The 18,613-nt window shown below is 48.9% G+C and carries 18 protein-coding genes; 17 read left to right on the top strand and 1 reads right to left on the bottom strand.

From position 1 onward, the window contains the following. Positions 1 to 5: 5 nt before the first annotated feature. The 8 genes from PGL01S_RS24675 to PGL01S_RS24640 all read left to right on the top strand — a co-directional run bounded on the left by PGL01S_RS24675 (position 6) and on the right by PGL01S_RS24640 (position 9,162). Positions 6 to 1,715: a hypothetical protein gene (locus PGL01S_RS24675; RefSeq protein ID WP_127497382.1), complete on the top strand. Its 1,710-nt coding sequence runs from the start codon at positions 6 to 8 to the stop codon at positions 1,713 to 1,715. 112 nt (positions 1,716 to 1,827) lie between these two features. Further along, positions 1,828 to 2,226, top strand: coding sequence for an 8-oxo-dGTP diphosphatase MutT (gene mutT, locus PGL01S_RS24670; RefSeq protein ID WP_127497431.1), 399 nt, complete (start codon positions 1,828 to 1,830; stop codon positions 2,224 to 2,226). Continuing rightward, positions 2,216 to 3,082 (top strand): phosphorothioated DNA-binding restriction endonuclease, encoded by an 867-nt coding sequence (locus PGL01S_RS24665; RefSeq protein ID WP_127497380.1) that lies wholly within the window; start codon positions 2,216 to 2,218, stop codon positions 3,080 to 3,082. Before mutT ends, PGL01S_RS24665 begins: the two co-directional genes overlap by 11 nt. A 124-nt stretch (positions 3,083 to 3,206) precedes the next feature. Further along, positions 3,207 to 3,791 carry an RNA polymerase sigma factor gene (locus PGL01S_RS24660; protein WP_164775588.1) on the top strand — a complete coding sequence of 195 codons (585 nt, stop codon included), beginning with the start codon at positions 3,207 to 3,209 and terminating at the stop codon, positions 3,789 to 3,791. Next, the gene (locus PGL01S_RS24655; protein ID WP_127497376.1) at positions 3,751 to 4,761 is read left to right on the top strand and encodes a hypothetical protein; all 1,011 of its coding nucleotides are present in this window, start codon (positions 3,751 to 3,753) and stop codon (positions 4,759 to 4,761) included. Before PGL01S_RS24660 ends, PGL01S_RS24655 begins: the two co-directional genes overlap by 41 nt. Positions 4,762 to 4,953: 192 nt before the next feature. Then, complete coding sequence (locus PGL01S_RS24650) at positions 4,954 to 7,662, top strand: alpha-L-rhamnosidase (RefSeq protein WP_127497374.1); 2,709 nt, start codon at positions 4,954 to 4,956, stop codon at positions 7,660 to 7,662. Between the two features lie 142 nt (positions 7,663 to 7,804). Further along, positions 7,805 to 8,362, top strand: coding sequence for an RNA 2'-phosphotransferase (locus PGL01S_RS24645; RefSeq protein ID WP_127497428.1), 558 nt, complete (start codon positions 7,805 to 7,807; stop codon positions 8,360 to 8,362). A 14-nt stretch (positions 8,363 to 8,376) separates the two neighbouring features. Continuing rightward, the gene (locus PGL01S_RS24640; RefSeq protein WP_127497371.1) at positions 8,377 to 9,162 is read left to right on the top strand and encodes a TatD family hydrolase; all 786 of its coding nucleotides are present in this window, start codon (positions 8,377 to 8,379) and stop codon (positions 9,160 to 9,162) included. A 45-nt stretch (positions 9,163 to 9,207) separates the two neighbouring features. Here the strand turns inward: PGL01S_RS24640 and PGL01S_RS24635 are convergent, their stop codons facing one another. Continuing rightward, positions 9,208 to 9,495, bottom strand: a complete 288-nt coding sequence (locus PGL01S_RS24635; protein ID WP_127497369.1) for a hypothetical protein — start codon at positions 9,493 to 9,495, stop codon at positions 9,208 to 9,210. A gap of 127 nt (positions 9,496 to 9,622) precedes the next feature. Here PGL01S_RS24635 and PGL01S_RS24630 point away from each other — a divergent pair, with 127 nt between their 5' ends. From PGL01S_RS24630 to PGL01S_RS24595, 9 genes are all read left to right on the top strand, one after another. Continuing rightward, positions 9,623 to 10,114 carry a hypothetical protein gene (locus PGL01S_RS24630; RefSeq protein ID WP_127497367.1) on the top strand — a complete coding sequence of 164 codons (492 nt, stop codon included), beginning with the start codon at positions 9,623 to 9,625 and terminating at the stop codon, positions 10,112 to 10,114. An 80-nt stretch (positions 10,115 to 10,194) separates the two neighbouring features. After that, a complete protein-coding gene (locus PGL01S_RS24625; protein WP_127497365.1) occupies positions 10,195 to 10,953 on the top strand; it encodes a helix-turn-helix transcriptional regulator in 759 nt (252 codons plus the stop codon). Between the two features lie 88 nt (positions 10,954 to 11,041). Further along, entirely contained in the window at positions 11,042 to 11,989 is a 948-nt protein-coding gene (locus tag PGL01S_RS24620; protein ID WP_127497363.1) for a nucleoside hydrolase, read from the top strand. Positions 11,990 to 11,992: 3 nt separating this feature from the next. Further along, positions 11,993 to 12,838 carry a Gfo/Idh/MocA family protein gene (locus PGL01S_RS24615; protein WP_244935744.1) on the top strand — a complete coding sequence of 282 codons (846 nt, stop codon included), beginning with the start codon at positions 11,993 to 11,995 and terminating at the stop codon, positions 12,836 to 12,838. Further along, positions 12,814 to 13,077, top strand: a complete 264-nt coding sequence (locus tag PGL01S_RS31305) for a hypothetical protein (RefSeq protein WP_244935742.1) — start codon at positions 12,814 to 12,816, stop codon at positions 13,075 to 13,077. Before PGL01S_RS24615 ends, PGL01S_RS31305 begins: the two co-directional genes overlap by 25 nt. Positions 13,078 to 13,199: 122 nt before the next feature. Next, positions 13,200 to 14,969: a sensor histidine kinase gene (locus PGL01S_RS24610; protein ID WP_127497361.1), complete on the top strand. Its 1,770-nt coding sequence runs from the start codon at positions 13,200 to 13,202 to the stop codon at positions 14,967 to 14,969. Beyond that, positions 14,944 to 15,732, top strand: coding sequence for a response regulator transcription factor (locus PGL01S_RS24605; RefSeq protein WP_127497359.1), 789 nt, complete (start codon positions 14,944 to 14,946; stop codon positions 15,730 to 15,732). Before PGL01S_RS24610 ends, PGL01S_RS24605 begins: the two co-directional genes overlap by 26 nt. Positions 15,733 to 15,920: 188 nt before the next feature. After that, positions 15,921 to 17,624 carry a type 2 periplasmic-binding domain-containing protein gene (locus PGL01S_RS24600; protein ID WP_127497357.1) on the top strand — a complete coding sequence of 568 codons (1,704 nt, stop codon included), beginning with the start codon at positions 15,921 to 15,923 and terminating at the stop codon, positions 17,622 to 17,624. Positions 17,625 to 17,698: 74 nt separating this feature from the next. Further along, a complete protein-coding gene (locus PGL01S_RS24595) occupies positions 17,699 to 18,598 on the top strand; it encodes an ABC transporter permease (RefSeq protein ID WP_244935739.1) in 900 nt (299 codons plus the stop codon). Positions 18,599 to 18,613: the final 15 nt, after the last annotated feature.

Raw genomic sequence — 18,613 nt, 5'->3', positions numbered from 1 at the left:
GAAATATGGGGAAGCGAAAATTAAAGAAAAAGAAAAATAGTATAACGGGATTAAAAGATAAAATGCGAGGAAAATTTTATCATAGGTTTCAAGTTGACAATGATATTCCAACACTAGTGGTTCTATTTCCCTTCTTGCATGATTATTCAGATTTTAAAGATGAATGTATTACAAAATATAATAAGTTAATTCGTAGAGAATCCAATATCGAACATTATTATTTAGACCTTAACATGGGAATTTCAATAAATATTAATACAATAGAAAAGAAATATTCCTTACTTATAAATAATGAGGTTATTATTAATCAGCCATTATTATATGACGAAGGGGACCTAGAGGATCTTGCTACTACAATACAGTATGTACGTGGTATTAACATACATTCGGCGTGCATTAGTGAAAATAGCCTAGAGGTTGAAGAGTTCGTAATTTCTCTCTTTAATGTCAATATTGACAGTTTAGAAATAAGAAAAAAACGGGATGAGGATGAAAAAAGCAATTTTATAAAATTGCCAAATAGCACTTGGTACGAAGATGGGCTAATCACACCTGGGGGGATCTTAATTGGTACAAGTTTAGATGAGAATATGAATCCTATTGATTCAATGATATCGTTACGCAACTATACTGAACAAGGCCATGAATATAATAAAGAAGTATTTAATGATAATTTGAAAGTTGAAGGGGGAGTGATAAAGAATTTAAGTGTAATTATTGATGAGACAGATAAGGAAAACATTCTGGTGAAATTGGAACTTTTTAATTTAGATGATTCTAGAGTTCTATTTAATACTACAGTACCTATTAAAGTTTCTAAAAACTATAAGAATTTCAAAGATACTTTTAAAAAGAATGCCTACAGCTATTTTATTCTTGAAAAAAGGACTCAACAAGAACAAATCCAAGAGAATTTTAGTAATGCGAGAATTAATAATATCATTTTCATTGATGAAGAGAGACGGAATGACTTGGTACGTTGGATAGACCCCATGAAATTAGATCTTGGAGGTTTAGACGGTCAAAAAAAGGTGCTTATAAATAAGAATAGTCTAGAGGTAAGTATCTATAAATTTACAGAATTAAGGTTATTATCAGATGTATTTGTCAGAAAAATTTTTAATGAGTTAGTTGCTAGTAAGATTGGTTTGGCTTTGGGGCTTCCGATGGTAGAAACGCATTTTCATATGGAGCAGGATACGGTAGGAATTATCACAAATCTAGTAACTCCCCCAGTTTATAAATTTAGTGAAATTAAGCCTGATTTAATTCAAAACTTTAATAGTCTTATAGAAATGGTCGCATTTGATATCTTTTTATGCAATACCGATAGGCATATAGAAAATATATGTTTCTCAAAGCAAAATAATAAGTACTTACCAGTTCTTATTGATCACACAAGATGTTTGGGGGGATATGGACCTGATGATTTAGAAAAGCTGGACAACGATGTATTTCACTACTACTTTAATTTTACAGGACTTGATTTTATTAATGATCGTATTACTAGCATGTATGTGTTTCAAGATATAATTAAAAGAATAAAGTCTTTAAATATTTCTGAAACTATTAACTTTTCACTTGAAGAAGAGTTACGAGTGTTTGTTGATTCTTGTAATGCATACGATGAGGGTATCTTTGAAGAATTAGTTGTAACTTTAAAGTCTCGGCAAGTTAATATTGATGAAATTATAAAAAAATCATTAGGATTTTAGATTGAATTAATAAATTAGACTGCTTATAACTGCTGTGTGGAGGCTCAAGACCGAAATGCCGCCAGCCCTCGTGCCAGCGGCGAATAAAGCGATTGTTTAGGACGTGAATGATATGATCGAGGTTGCGGCAGCTATTATTGAGAATAGACAAGGTCAGATTCTGATCGCGAGAAGGAAGCAGGGGAAGTCCCAAGCAGGAATGTGGGAGTTTCCGGGCGGCAAGATTGAAGCGGGTGAGACGGCCGAAGCTTGCTTAAAGAGAGAGCTGCTCGAGGAAATGCATATCGAGATTAACCCATATGCTTATTTTGGCGTTAATGATTATCATTATGGCGCGACCCACATTAGGCTGATTGCATATAAAGCGACGTTTGTCAGTGGTGAGATCATGCTGGTTGATCATGATGAGTACCGTTGGATCACTGCTGCCGAACTCGGGGAGTTTACGTTTGCTCCGGCAGATATTCCATTCGTAGAGATGCTGGAAGTAGGGAAGCAGCATGGAGGTTAATGAGCTTAAACAAAGAATCGCGAACCTGTCGATCTGGAAAAAGAACGGGCAACGCGCTCCGCATAAGCCATTGTTAATCCTGTTAAGTCTAGCTCAATTCCAACAGCAGCATACGGTTTTGCCTTATGAGATGGTGAGAGAGAAGCTGAAGAAGCTGCTTGTTGAATTTGGCCCGGCGAGAAAGTCCTATCATCCGGAGGAGCCTTTTGTTAGGCTTTCTACGGATGGAATATGGGAGCTTAGTCAGTCCGTGGATAAGAAGAACTTCTCGGATAAGCTACTGCTGATGGAGCATGTATCCGGTGGTTTTAATAACGAGGTGCTTGAGTTGCTTCGCAGCAATCGCTCCCTTATTCAGGAGTTGGCGGAGATCCTGCTTACGGAACATTTTCCGGATAGTATTCATCAGGATATTATGGACGAGATAGGACTCGACTTTTCCATCAAGTGGAAAAGACCGCGTGATCCAAACTTCAGAGATCGCATTTTGAAGGCTTACGAATACAGCTGCGCGGTGTGCGGTTTCAATGTACGGCTTGGTAACAATCTAGTTGCTATAGATGCTGCGCATATCCAGTGGCACCAAGCCGGTGGGCCTGACAAAGAGGATAACGGAATCGCCTTATGCTCCCTGCATCATAAGCTGTTCGACCGTGGTGTATTTACGATAACCGAGGAGCGGGAGCTGCTTGTTGCAGAACAAGCCCATGGCACAAATGGCTTTAATGAGTGGCTGATGAGATTCCACGGTCACAAGGTTCGCGAGCCAATTAATCCGGACTATATGCCGAAGGATAACTTTGTTCATTGGCATTTTCGAGAGGTGTTTAGAGGCCCGGCGAGGTATAAGGTGTGAATATATGAATCCAATGAGAACTCAACCAAGAATGGTTGAGTTTTTTTGTTTGAATTGTCACAAAATGCTAATCTCGCGTGTTACAACTTATATGAGGCCTCGGGAAGTTAAGAGTGGAGGGTATATGGATAAGAGCACGCGCAACAATACCGCCGATATTGAACTATGGATACGACTAGTTAAAGAAGGAAATAAAGATGCTTATCAGCATGTCATTGAATTCTATCAGCTGCCTTTATATCGTTATGTCTATCATTTGCTCCACAATCGGGAGGAAGCGGAAGATGCCGTTCAGGATGTGTTCCTGCAAGTGTTTAGGAACATGGATAAGTATTCACGGCAGATTTCTTTTACTTCATGGTTATACAAAATTGCTTATCATCATTGCTTAAACATTATCCGTAAACGCAAAGGCTTACTGTCAAGGCTGCATCTGTTCCAGCGAGAGGCAGTTACAACCGATTATGATTCTTCAATGAGAGTTGATGAAATGTTAAGAGGTTTATCATTGGAAGAAAAACAAATTATGCTTTTGCGAGTAGTAGAAGAACTGACCTTTGAAGAAATATCTCTAATTCTCGATTGCAAGGCAGCGACAGTGCGAAAGCGTTATGAGCGCACGAGAGTTAAAATGCAACGCAATTATGCACATGAGGAGGGGAAAAGCATTGGAAAAGAATCTTGGACTTCCATTACACCAGAAAGATAATTACAGCGATGAGCTCACTGATGCTTATCTCAACATCCCATCCCCCGTTCGATCGAGTAGTGACGTGACAACAGATGTATTAAGCAGATTGCTAGAAGAGAACGAAAGCATTCGTACTCCAAGAGGTCTGTCTTACAGCGTTATAAAGAGAAGTATGTTTACTCGTGTAGCTGTAATGGTCTGTCTATTTGTGCTGCTTGGAGGAACGTGTTACGCAGCGTATTCCGGATATATGTTTTCGCTGCGCGATAAGTCGGGCAACACATCGCTTCAAGTGGCTCCAACCGATATACCTTCCGCCCCCGTAGAAGGAAATAGAATACTGGATCGCGTGCGTGACGGGCTGAAGGATGGGGAGCAAGCGGTTGTGTACGTGGGGGATCAGGCGATAAGTGAGCAAAATGGTAAGTTGCTGCCTCAGAAAGGCTCTCATTATTCCATTGTCGTAAAACCTTTGGAGTTCGATACTCCCGAGCGCATGAATGATTATTTGTTAAGGCACGATACCACAATCAACTTGCCATTGTCTAAATGGAAGGGTTGGCATCTTAACCGGTCGGAGCTGCAAAATGATATTTCGAATAGTAGCTCAAATAAGCGAAAGTGGATAACTGAGGATGACGAAGAATCAGGCCTGAACTATAAATATGCCGTGGAACCAAGTGGAACGAAACCTCAATTTTTAAAATGGTTTTATAACAAGCAGAATGAAGAAATCATGCTCACGGTGTCCTTAGATATTCCGATTCTGCCGATTTTCTATGACAGTCACCCATCCTCTGACTCTATACTTTCGATAAAAGGAGTCGACACTTATATTTATCGGGATACCACTGGGAGTGAGAAGTCGATAAATTGGTCGGAGAAAGTAGCCGAGGGCAATTATCGTAGCTATTCTGTTATTAGTAATACCGCTGATGAAAATGAGCTGCGTCAGTTCGCAGCGGCAGTTATTGCTCATAATGATTAATGGGATTTGAAAAATCACGCCAATTGGTGATCCGATTAGCGTGTTTTTTTAGTTTGTATGAGTTTTGTGGTTTATGCGGTCATGTTAGTATGCTATTATAACGGTATTATCCGAAACATACGTATACTAACTTAACTTACAATTGAATGCGAATACATAGTCACTCATCCAATTTAAAAGGGGACTACGATCATGCAAAAAATCATTCGATTACGCTGTGAGTACAACCATAACCCCATCGGCATACAAACAACCCAGCCTCGCTTGAGTTGGGAACTAGAATCCTCCAAACGTAACCGGAAGCAGGCTGCCTATCAGATTATCGTATCCAAGAGTGAAAAGGGTGCGCTCTCCGGAATCGGCGATCTGTGGGATTCGGGCAAAGTCAAATCTGCGGAAACCTTCCACATTGATTATGCTGGCAGCCCACTCGCTAGCGGACAACGCTGTTACTGGACGGTCAGATGCTGGGATCAGGATGGAGATCTATATGAAGCTGAAGAGACTGCTTTTTTTGAGATGGGTATCCTGAGCCCAGATGAATGGACCGCACAGTGGATAGGAACAGATGAGACGATTGCATCACCGTTATTCAGAACATCCTTCCACATTGATAAAACGATCAAGCAGGCTTCCATATCAGTCTCGGGACTCGGCTACTTCGAGCTGTATATGAACGGCAATCGAGTCGGAGATCATGTCCTTGTTCCGAACTGGACGGATTATGATGACCGCCAGATCGAAGGGCTGCTGTATCCTTTCGATGATCAGACATCCAAGAGGGTCAATTATCTTCAATACGCTGTGACAGATAATATCCGGCAAGGTGAAAATGCAATCGGAGTCATGCTCGGGAACGGCTTCTACAACCAGACGGAGAGAACAGTTGAAGGGAAAATGCGATATGGCGCTCCCCGATTAATTTTGCAGATGACCCTAACCTATGAGGATGGTACGGTGGATTTCATCCGCAGTGATGAGAGCTGGAAATGCATCTCCGGCCCAATTGTGTTTAATAACGTTTTTTACGGAGAAATTTATGATGCAAGGCTGGAGCAACCAGGTTGGGATGGCCCTAACTTTGACGATTCGTTCTGGGAACATGCCCGCTTGGTTCGTTCTCCAAAGGGCCAGCTGACGGCGCAGATGTCTCCTCCGGATAAAAAGATCAGCACGCTCAAACCCATCTCCCGTGCGGAGCCCAAACCTCATACTTACATCTTCGATTTTGGTCAAAACTTCTCCGGCTGGGTGCGCATTCGTATGCAAGGCAAAGCCGGGCAGCAGATTACGATGAGGTTTGCAGAAAATCTCGAAGCCGATGGCACGCTAGATATGCTGAGCTGCGGTGGTAACGACCAAATTCAATCCGATATCTATATTATGAAAGGCCAAGGAACAGAGCAATACGAGCCCCGATTTGTCTGGCATGGTTTTCGTTACGTGGAGGTCACCGGGTATCCCGGTATACCGGACCTAACGGATCTCGAAGGCATTGTTGTCCATGCTTCGGTCGAGCCTACCGGCGAGTTAGCTTGCTCTGATCCGTTACTTAACCAAGTGCAGAGCGCGTATCGTTGGTCTCAGCTGACCAATATGCATGGCGGCGTGCCAAGCGATTGCCCGCACCGCGAACGCCTTGGATACACAGGGGATGGGCACCTGACGGCGGAGGCGGCGAGTTATAACTTTGATATGGCTGCTTTTTACGAGAAGTGGATCGGGGACATCAGCGATTCGCAGAACAAACAGACGGGCTTTGTGCCGCATACGGCTCCGTTCAACGGGGGTGGAGGCGGAGTCGCTTGGGGATCCGCGTATATCATTATGCCGTGGACGATGTATCGCATGTATGGGGATCGTCGACTGCTCACTGAGCATTATGCAGGGATGCAAAGCTGGATCAACTATCTAGGTACGCGTAATCGCGGAGGTCATCTGGTTGAATTCGAGGAACCGGACAGCTGGTTCCTTGGGGATTGGTGTATCCCGGGTGCGAATGAGCTTCCTCCAACCTTAGTGAGCACGTTCTACTATGCCTATACGGTAAGGATGATGTCCGAAATTGCCGGAGTGCTTGGTCATGAAGAGGACGCCCAACAATACGCGAGGCTGTTTGACTTCATATGCTCATCGTTTAACGAGGCGTTTTTCGATCCCGAAACCGCCACTTACTCCATAGGTCGGCAGGGTGCGGATCTGTTCCCGCTTGTTCTGGGCTGCGTTCCCGAGGAACATGAGGATCAAGTGTGGGAGCGGGTGCTGAAGCATTACCGTGATGATCTAGGCGGGCACTTGGATACCGGTATTTTCGGAACCTTCTTCTTGTTCGATCTTCTGATCGAGCGGGGAGAGACGGATCTAGCGTTAAAGATGGTCGCGGCAAAAGACTACCCCGGCTACGGCTACATGATCGAAAACAGCGCCACCACCCTATGGGAATCCTGGGACGGACATGACTCCCATAATCATCCGATGTTCGGAAGCGTCAGCTCCTGGTTCTACAAGCATGTGGCCGGGTTGTCCCCGCATCCGGATTCCGTAGCATTCGGGCAGGTTGTCTTTAAACCGTTCCGTGTGAACGAGTTAAGCCATGCGTCCGCATCGGTTCATACCATTCGCGGCGAATATGCCGTTCGCTGGTCCAGAGAGGATAGCAGCAGCTGGGCCTGCGAGATCCAGATCCCGCCTAACGGCTCGGGAGAGGTTTATTTTCCTAATCAAAGCTGCAATGCTCTTATAACGTCTATCTTCGAAACAGGATCCAACCAAATCATATGGCCGTCATCTGATATAGATCAATCACCGGATACGATCCAATGGAGGGCGGAACCGAACGATATCGTCGTCACTCTAGGTTCAGGTCGATATGAGTTCAATGTGACCGTAAAACCCGAGTAAAATAACGCCTGAGCCAATCCGCAATGGTTCAGGCTTTTTCATGGGAACGTTTGGCTAAATCCGAATAATCCAGCCCATGTCTCTTACGAAGAGTCTATAATGAAATAACTGGAAGTTTAATGGAGAAAGCGAAGTGAAAGCCATGCTGAATCAAGCCATGGAGCAAAGCTTAAGCAAACTAATGACGAAGATTCTTCGGCATACGCCGGAGCAGTTCGGGGTCAGTCTTGATCCGGAGGATGGTTCCTGCGGGATGCACGTTTTGCTCGAGGCGATACAAGCTCAGCCGAAGTGGGCCGGGATCACAATTGAAGATATAGAGCAGGTCGTGCGCAATTCGGAAAAGCAGCGTTTTGCCATCGAGGATGGACGTATTCGGGCAAGATATGGGCATAGTCATGATAGAGTCCAATATACGGCGGGCGAACCACCGGCAGTCCTCTATCACGGCACCAACAGGAAGGCCTTGCCTTCCATCTTGGGAGAGGGGCTTCATCCGATGAACCGTCAGTATGTGCATTTGTCGGAGGGGACTCATTTTGCAACGCTGGCGGGAAGCCGCAGGGGAGAGCTTGTGATTTTGAAGATAAATACGTCGCGTGCAAAAGAAGCGGGTGTCGTTTTCTTCTTTGCAGGCAACGAGGTGTGGCTGGCGGACCATGTTCCGGCAGATTGCTGCTCGGTCTTTGAACAGAAATAAGGGAGTAGATAACAATGACAAATTCCATTATAGATATCGGCGTGAATCTGATGCACCGTTCTTTCCATGAGGATCGTGACCAAGTGGTTGCCAGAGCGGCGGAGAATCATGTCACGCCTCTTATTATCACCGGCACTAGCTTAAGGAACAGTGTGGACGCGGCACGTTATGCCGGAAGATATTCCGGGAAGCTGTATTCCACGGCAGGCGTACATCCGCATGACGCGAAGAATTGCAATGAAGAGACGATTGCGAAGCTGCGCGAGTTATCAGCCATGCCGCAGGTGGTTGCGATCGGGGAGTGCGGGCTGGATTACAATCGGGACTTCTCGCCGAGGGATGTGCAGCGGAAATGGTTCGGGGAGCAGATTCGTCTGGCGCTTGAGCTGGATATGCCGTTGTTCCTTCATGAACGGGAGGCGTCGGCGGATTTTATCGGGATGCTGAAGGAGCATCGCGTGCAAAATGCCGTCGTGCATTGCTTTACGGGCACGCTGCAGGAGCTTAAGGCATATCTGGAGATGGGCTGCCATATCGGGATTACGGGTTGGATTTGCGATGAGCGGAGAGGTAAGCATCTCAGAGATCTGGTGCGGATGATTCCGCTGGACCGGCTGATGATCGAGACGGATGCGCCATTCCTGACGCCTAGGGATTTGAAGGAGAAGCCGAAAGACGGGCGGAATGAACCGGCCATTCTGCCGCATATTTTGCAGGCGGTTGCGGAGTGTATAGGGAAACCGGCGGATGAAGTGGCTCAAGCGACTACGCAGACGGCGAAAGCCTTTTTCCGCATCTAAGCATAGAAAAAAAGCGCCGGGCTTCCCTTGGCCGACGCTTCCGCTTTATTTCCTTCTAAATTGCTTTGCCCACTCGTTAATGACTTCATCTCGAGTCATGTTCTGTTTCCTTGGCCACTTGGATGTCTCCCATTCATGAATGGCTTGCTGTTTGGTCTCGTAGAAACGATGATCGCAAATATTCCAGGAACAATACAGCTTCCGATACCATTTGCCGTTTGAAATCTCATCAGTGAAGCGGCGCACCGCTTTTGCTGCCTGGCGTTTAGCCCAGCTAGTACCGGGAGTGTGATGATCTGTACATGCAGGTGATTTCTTGAAGCTTCTGCTCATAACGCTCTAACCTCCTTAGGGGGAAGCTAGAGGCCGTCCAATTTCTTCATTGGTCACCTCATCCGAAGTTAATGGTTAATTGAATATATTAACGCTGCAGCTCTGAAAATGTTTCTACTACAGAAAGGTGGTTAAGCCTATAAAATATTTCAAATTCAGCCTATGGTCCGCGATTAATTCATCCGATCCGAAGGAGCGAGAGCGGGCGAAAGAAGAGTGGAGGCGGAACGATAAGCAGTATTGGGAAGAGTATGAGAAGCTAGCAGGCAGAATGGATAAGGAGCTCTTTGCCTTCTTCCATACGTTCAGCTTTCATGATTATGATTTGAAGGAATATAAGCTCGTGCAAACCGAGGTCCATTACGAGAAAATCGTGGATTTGCATATTACGGTATCGAATGCCCGGGACGAATGGACGCTGGTCTACAACAATGTCATCAGGGTTGGCATCGCCATTGAGCCGCCCGACCTGCTTGACCGCAGGGGCTTCGATGATTGGGGTTACGATGAGCTGCTGATCGTGGACGAGAAGACCCTTTCGCATGAGATCCTCTTCGCTTCGGGAGCCATCTTTCTCATTCATTTTCCAGACAGAGGAATAACGGTGAAGCAGAATTAAATCTCTCATATATCTTCCCTTACGATTTCTCTTTTTTGCTATACTAAGGTTAACTTCCGATTACTAGGAGGAACCTCATCGTGAACTGCTCTTTTGATTTTCTGTATCAATTTGTCAGGGAGGCGGATAGCTTTATCGATTTCCATACGCATGCCAGCTATGAGGTGGTCTATTACGTAAGTGGCAGCGGAACGACTCAAATCGGTAAATCCGTCTATGAATATGCTCCCGGAACATTCACGATAATCCCTCCGCACACGAAGCATAATGAATATCGCCACACCAACAGCGAAGTGTTGTTCGCTTGCTTCTCTTATGATAACGCCATGTTTACGCTGAATAACGGACTGTATACCGATCATGACCGCAAGCTAGGGCAGCTGCTTCGGGCGATGCAGGATGAGCTGGGCAGCAAGCGCCATTATTATCATCTTACGCTGCACGGCCTTCTCTGCCAGGCCATTGCGGAGATTGGCCGGTTAACGGATAACGCTGACGCGTACCACGCCGGAACCAACGACAAAGTGAACTATGCGAAGAATTATCTGGAGCAATATGCATCGGAATCCGTCGATCTACAGGCGATTGCCCGCAGCTTGGGATACAGCTATGATCATTTCCGCCATTTCTTCAAAAGAGAGACCGGCTATTCGCCTAACCAGTTTGTAATAAGGAAGCGGGTGGAGAATGCGAAGGCGCTGCTCCTTCACTCCGAGAAGTCGATGATTGAGATTGCGCATGAATGCGGGTTCAGCAGCGCCCCTCAGTTCAGCATGCTGTTCGGCAAGCACACGGGTGTATCTCCCCGTGCCTTTCGGATGGATAACCAGATCGTATAAGAATACAGCCGATTTCGGCTAGTTTTAGGAGACCTCTCTCCTTATGATAGAAATAGTTCTACTATTCTGAATAAACGGAGTGAATGCCTTGAACTATCCTATTCTACCCGACGAGCTGCGTATAAACCGGCTGGAACCCCCGGCAGGCCGGGTACATGCCGTACTCGATACCGATACCTTTAACGAGATTGATGATCAGTTCGCCCTTGTCTACGCGCTGTTATCTCCGGAGCGGATCCAGCTGGATGCGATCTATGCGGCGCCGTTCTGGAACGAGCTGTCCGATGGACCGAAGGACGGCATGGAGAAGAGCTATGAAGAGATCAATAGAATTCTGAATCGGTTGGGCTGCGAAGAGGACAATGCGGTATTCCGGGGCTCGGACAGCTATTTGCCCGGTGCCGCACAACCGGTAGACAGCCCCGCTGCCCGGGATCTGGTCCGGAAGGCGCTCGCGTCGCCCGACGATGAACCCCTTTATGTAATTGCGATCGGAGCGATCACGAATATTGCATCGGCCATTTTACTGGAGCCTTCGATAATCGGCAAGATTGTGGTCGTCTGGCTTGGCGGCCATCAGCTGTCATGGAGAGACACGAAGGAGTTCAATCTTGCCCAAGATATTCACGCATCGCGGGTCATCTTCGACAGCGGCGTGCCGCTCGTTCTTGTCCCGTGCCACGGCGTGGCTTCGCATCTGATTACGACGCTGCCGGAGATCAGGCATTTCGTGCAGGACAAAGGGGAGATCGGCGCTTTCCTGGCGGAGCGGTACGAAGGCTGCAGCAGCGATCATTACGGCTATTCCCGCGTCATTTGGGATTTATCCGCCGTGGCTTATCTGGTGAACCCTGCGTTGGTTCCTTGCGATCTCGTTCACAGCCCGGTGTTGACCGATCAGGTGACGTGGAGCTTTGACGCCGGCAGGCATTTGATCCGCTGTGCCCACTCAGTTAACCGTGACGGTATTTTTAAAGATCTCTTCCGCAAGCTGGAGCAGGCCGCGGGAGCGGTATTGCAGGAAGCGGAGGCGTAGAGGATGGAGCATACCGTACTGAATGTCGGCCTTATTGGACTGGGAGAGGTCGCGCAGGTTGTCCATCTGCCCGTGCTGCAGTCGCTGCCCCAGTATTACCGGATCGCCGCTTTATGCGACGTTTCGCCGAAGCTGCTCCGCCATATCGGGGAACAGTACCGGGTAGAGCGGCTGTATACCGATATGAACGAGCTTGTGCGGCAGGAGGATCTGGACGTCGTCTTCGTCCTGAACAGCGATGAGTACCATGCGGACTGCGCGATTGCCGCGGCGAATGAAAAGAAGCATGTGCTGATCGAAAAGCCAATGTGCTTGACGTTCGCCGAGGCAGATGCGATTATCGAAGCGCGGGACCGCAACGAGGTGCAGATCATGGTCGGCTATATGCGGCGTTATGCGCCATCCTTCGTCCAGGCAGTCAAGGAGATCGGCGGCATCCGGGAAATCGGCTATGCCCGGATTCGCGACATTATTGGCCCGAATGGCTTTTTTATCCGTCAGAGCAGCCATACGGTATCGTTTGACGATATTCCGGAGCCGGTCAAGACGGATCGTAAGCAGCGGGCGGAACGACTGGGACAAGAGGCGACTGGACTAGCCCCGGATCATTCTTTGTTCGGATTCTACCGGTTCCTGGCCGGGCTTGGAAGCCATGATCTGTCGGCGATGCGCGAAGCGATCGGAATGCCGTCCTCCGTTATCGGGGCGAAGCTGGCGATGCAACCAGGCAGCATGTTCCTGAATGCGATCTTTGACTACGGACCTTCTCGGTCACTTATGAGACGGGCTGCGATCAGCAGGGCCGCTTTGATGCGCATGTGGAAGTGTACGGCAGCCGCAAATCGGTAAAGGTGCAGTATGACACGCCGTATATCCGGCATTTGCCGACAAAGCTCTATATCCAGGAGACCGAAGGCGAGGCCTTCAGGGAGACCGTTCTTCGGCCGACCTATACGGATCCTTACACGCTAGAGCTCATCTATATGCATGATGTGATTGTAAGCGGCGGCATCCTCAAGACAACGCCGGAGGACGCAAGAGAAGATCTGGTATTGTTCCGCATGATTATGGAAGCGCTTCAACGATAGTTGAGCGGATGGATTGGACCGGCCGGTTCCCTGACAAAGGGCGGCTCCGGTCCTTCTGTGCTTGTATAGCGTAAGCATACTGCGGTTCTACGGACCATTCCGGAATTGACAGGAGGAGAAACATGCGATCTGCAAAATCTCATTCGCTGAAGAAAAGGGCGTATTTTTTTCTCATCTTAAGCTCATTAATCCCCCTTTCCTTAATCGGCTATATTTCTTATATCTCCTTGTATTCCCTGCATAACGAGAATATCGATGACGGCATACGCAGCAATGTGCTGCAGCTGCAGATCAGCATGAACAACGTGTTCAATAATCTGGAGGATGCTGCGCTGCAGCTGGCGATGTACAACGGCAAGGTGGCGGACGATATCGAAACGTTCATCAATACCGATGATTACATGACTCAATACGAAATGAAAAAAGCAGTCATCGACAATATTTCCCCGATCAATGCCGCCAAGCCCGATCTGGGCCTTATTTTCTTTTATTATGCGGACAAGAATGAGGTGTTGTTCGAGAATCAGAGCGTGAAGGACGGCTTTAGTCCTAAGATGCTGCCCGTGCTTGGAAGCGGCATTAACGCTTCCTATTTCGGACCGCATGTAACGGGCCGCGCCGCTGGGGCAGAGATGGTGTTCTCGATTGCACGCAAAGTGAATCTGATCGCCGGGGCGGACATGTACGTGTATATGGAAACGAGCCTGAAGCTGTTCCAGGATTTACTCCAGTCGCAGCAGTACAAGCTATCGGTGTCCAGCATTCTGCTCAATCAGGAGGGGAAGGTCATGTACAGCCAGCTTCCCGACGTGTTCCCGCTCGGGCAGAGTGTTGCTGTAGGAGAGCTGAATGAAGCCGGAAAGTCAAAGACGATCAAGCCAGGCTATTATGTCTATTCCCGGCAGGGTGAGCAAGGCTGGTATATTCTTGCGGCCGTGAACCGGAGGGAATACAGTGCTGATGTGTATCAGTGGATGAACAAGTTCGTCCTGCTGTCCCTTTTGTCGATCCTGATCAGCCTGCTGCTTGGCTTTTCGATTTGGAGAATTGTCTACAAACCGCTTCGGACCATTAACAAGGAAATTTTATTGGTGTCGCGCACCAAATTTAATACGAAGGCCAAAACCACGGGCATTATCGAATTCGACGGTGTACTTGAGCAATTTTATATCATGCGGAACCGGTTATCCGAGCTGTTCAAGGAACTCGAGGAGAAGGAGCGCAAGAAGCGGATGGTGGAGGTCGAGAAGCTGATGCATCAGATCAATCCGCATTTTTTGCATAATACGCTAAATACGGTGCAGTGGCTTGCCCGCATGAACGGACAGGATGAGATCGACCGGCTGGTCGCTTTGTTCACCCGCGTGCTGCATTACAATCTCGGCAAGGAAGGCGGGATCGTGCAGTTGGGCGAGGAAATCGCCGTTCTGCAGGATTACGTGGATTTGCAGCGGATTCGCTACGCCTACCATTTCGACGTGCAGCTTCAAGTCGATCCGGAGCTCTCGGATGTTCAAGTTCCCCGGTTTATTATGCAGCCGATCGTCGAGAATGCGATCTATCACGGGCTGAAGGACGAGAGCGGCCGGATAGAGATCGAGGTATTTCAGGACGGAGGCCTTCTCGTAATCGTCGTGAAGGATAATGGCGAGGGAATGAGCGAGGAGGATATCGGCCGGTTGCTGGCGGAACAGACGGATACGCATAAGAAAGTGGGAATGGGCATTGGGCTGAGCTACGTTAAGCATATGCTGGACGTGTATTACGGCGAGGCCGCTTCCATGAATATTATCGGCAGACAAGGAAGCGGTACGACATTCGAACTTCGGCTTCCCCTGAAGCGGGCGGCCCATAAGGAGGAGTCATATGATTCATGCGTTAATCGTGGATGACGAGATTTACGCCAGAAAAGGTCTGATCTCCGTGCTGCCCTGGGAGAAGCATGGATTCAAGGTGATAGGCGAAGCGAGCAGCGGCGAGAAGGCGCTGGAATTTCTCCGGAGCCATCCTACGGATGTCGTCTTCACCGATCTGACGATGCCGGGCATGTCGGGCTTTGAGTTGATGAAGGAAGCGCTCAAGGTGCATCCCGAGTTGAAGGTGGTAGTCCTGACCTGCCATCAGGATTTCGGTTTTATCCAGGATGCGATGCGACTTGGCGCGATCGATTATATTGTGAAAACCCAGCTCGAGAAGGAGAAGCTGGGGGAGGTGCTGGAGCGGATTGCGGCCCGGGTGAAGCATGGTCATCCCGCTTATCCCGGCTATCCGGATAAGGCTCCCGATCAGAGCGGCGAGCAGCGCAGGAAGTATTCCGACGAGGTGGTCGGAAGCATCCGTCAAGCCGTGAAATTCATTAACGAGAATTTGCTGGAGGGAATCCACCAGGAGGAAGCGGCCCGCGCGGCCAATATGAGCAGAGGCTACTTCAGCGCCTGCTTCAAGGATATTGTAGGCACGCCGTTCAGCGATTATGTCCGCAGCCGGAAGATCCAGAAAGCGGAGGAGCTGCTGCTCCGGACGACCAAGCCGGTCTATTGGATTGCCGACAGGCTTGGCTTCCAGGATGAGAAATATTTCAGCAAGCTGTTCCGCGAGCAGACCGGCAGAACGCCGACCGAATACCGGGAACAGGGAGGCAGGTCGCGATTGTAAGCCATAACCGTGCTTGCAGGCCAATGGTAGAAACTCATCCTCTCCTAGTAGGAGAATTGTCATTTCGAAGGCTCTATCCGCTACATTTTTCCCCTACTCCAATGAAAGCCGTCTATCTCTCGCTAGAAATGAAAGCGCTTATAATAAAGGTATGAAACGCCATAACTTGTTCCAAAGGGGGATTCAAGGTGAAACGGACAATCAAGACAGGTGTATCGGCTTCTCTGCTTGTCGCTTTGATGCTGTCGTCCGCGGCTTGCAGCGGCTCCAACAATCAAGCGAGCGGCGAGTCGCCGAAGAGCACGGCGGCAACGGCAACGGCAACGCCAACGCCGGCGCCGGCTGAGAAGCCGGACCCGTTCAGCAAGATGCCGGAGCTGGTCGAGTTTACGACAGGTATTACGTTGTCTACCGAGGTGAATATGCCGGCAGGAGAGAGCTTCGAGAACAATGATGTCCAGAACTGGTTCGAAGAGAACCTGAACGTCAAGCCGAAGCTGGCCTGGACGACAAGCGACCAGAACTTCGCCTTCGAGCAGAAGGTCAATCTGCTGATCGCGGCCAACAACATTCCCGACGTTCTGACGATTAACGTTGAACCAAACGGCCTGAACATACTCAGCAAGCTGGTCAAAGCGGGCATGGTGGAGGATCTGACGCAGGTGTATAACGATTACGCCTCCCCTTATTTAAAGGAAAGTATGAAGCTTGGCGGCGACGACGTATTCGACCCGGTCACCTTCGACGGCAAGCTGTACGCAATCCCTTCCTTGTCGGATATCGAAACGGCCATTCCGGTCGTATGGTCGCGCAAGGACTGGCTGGATCAAGCCGGCTTGCAGGAGCCTCAGACCCTTGACGATGTCGAAACGGCGTTAAAAGCGTTCAAAACGCTTGGCAAAACGGGCCAGCTTCCGACCCAGCAGAATATCTACAACGCGGATACCGCTTCGTTCGACTTTGTGTTCGGCGCTTATAACACTTACCCGGGCCAGTGGATCACGGGAGACGACGGCAACATCGTATACGGCTCGATCCAGCCGCAAGTGAAGGAAGCGCTGGCCAGGCTGGCCAAATGGTACAGCGAAGGTCTGATTCCGAAGGACTTCATGATGAGCGACAGCAACAAGGCGGTTGAGGCCGTCGCCAAAGGAGCGGCGGGGATCTTCGACGGCTCCTGGTGGGCGCCGTGGTATCCGCTGCCGGATTCGGTGAAGAACGATCACAATGCGAATTGGCAGGCTACCGTGCTGAAGGGGGTGGACGGTATCGCCCATGCAAGAGGCTACGGAAAGATCCGTTCGTTTGTCGTCATCAAGAAGGGCTTTAAGCATCCGGAAGCGATCATGAAGGCGATGAACGTCGCGCAGGACGCCAACGCGAAGAAGCTGGACTGGTACAACAAGCTGACCTTTGAGGCGGGCGGCAAGTATACGGATGCGAAGATGGGTCTGCTCCCGGTATCGGTAAGCGCGAAGGACCCGCATGAAATTTCCAACCGTTATAAGGATATTATGGCCGTCCTGAACGGCGAGAAGGATATCAATTCCTCCGAGCCGGAGACACAGGCGCAGGTCAAGACGATTCAAACGTACCAGGCGGCCACGGATAAATTCGCCGATATGGCGCTGTGGAGCGGGGCGAACAATTTCTATGTCGGTGCCGCCGGTCTCGTCAAAAATCCCGTTCAGCAGACGCTGCCCGCCTTTATCGGCACCACGGATCTCATGCAGAAGAAAAAGACGGCTCTCGATGATATGGAGAAGCAGACGTTCCTCGAGATTATTACCGGCAAAAAGACGGTTGACGAGTTCGATAGCTTCGTAACGAAGTGGAAAAGCATGGGCGGCGACGATATTACGGCAGAAGTGAATGCCATCGCCGGCAAATAATAGCCGTTCGAGCAAGCGCCGGTACGTCTCCAGCGGGCCGGCGCCTGCTTGCTGAAGAAACGAGGTGAAGTCTTGTGGCAAGGCCGCGCAATAAAGAAGTGATCCATTATCATATCATGCTGTTTCCCGCCATTGTAATGCTGGCCATCTTCTGCATCTATCCGACGCTTGGCTCCGTTATGGCTTTCAAAAGCTTCGACCCGATCAAAGGCATATGGGGATCGCCTTGGGTTGGTCTCGACAATTTCAGGAGCTTGTTCGAAATCCCTGATTTCAAGCGTATTACGGTCAATACGATCACGATATCGGTCGTGAAGATTGTATTAAACGTCTCCTGCGCGCTGGCATTCGCCTTGCTGCTGAACGAGACGAGGGTAAGATGGTTCAAGCGCTCGGTGCAGACCGTTGTCTATTTGCCGTTTTTCCTTTCCTGGGTTATCATGGCCGGTATTTTCAAGGATTTCTTCTCCGTGGAAGGGCTCATCAACGGCATGATCACGCGCTTGTCCGGCCACGAGCCGATCCTATTTTTTACAAGCAAAGCCTGGTTCATGGCCATTATCTATTTGACCGACGTATGGAAGGGCTTCGGGTTCAACGCGATCGTCTTTCTGGCGGCGCTGACGAGCATTAATCCAAGTCTCTATGAGGCGGCCGAGGTGGACGGCGCTTCGCGATGGAAGAAGCTGACGCATATTACGCTGCCCAGCATCAGACCGACCATCGTCCTTATTTTGATCCTCAGTCTTCAGGGCATATTGAGCGGCGGGTTCGACCAAATTTTCAACCTGTACAATCCGCTCGTGTATTCGGTTTCGGATATTTACGATACGTATATTTATCGAATGGGATTCCAGAACAACCAATATGAATTCGCTACGGCCGTCGGGCTGTTCCGGTCGGCGGTTGCTTTCCTCTTTATTTTCTGCTCGCAATGGCTGGCGGAGAAATACGGCGATTATAAGGTGTTCTAGGGCAGTGAGGTGACC

It is taken from the genome of Paenibacillus glycanilyticus NBRC 16618 (assembly GCF_004000805.1).
Lineage (GTDB): Bacteria > Bacillota > Bacilli > Paenibacillales > Paenibacillaceae > Pristimantibacillus > Pristimantibacillus glycanilyticus.
Note: the sequence above shows the minus strand (reverse complement) of the source record. Positions and strands in the feature narration are given on the sequence as shown.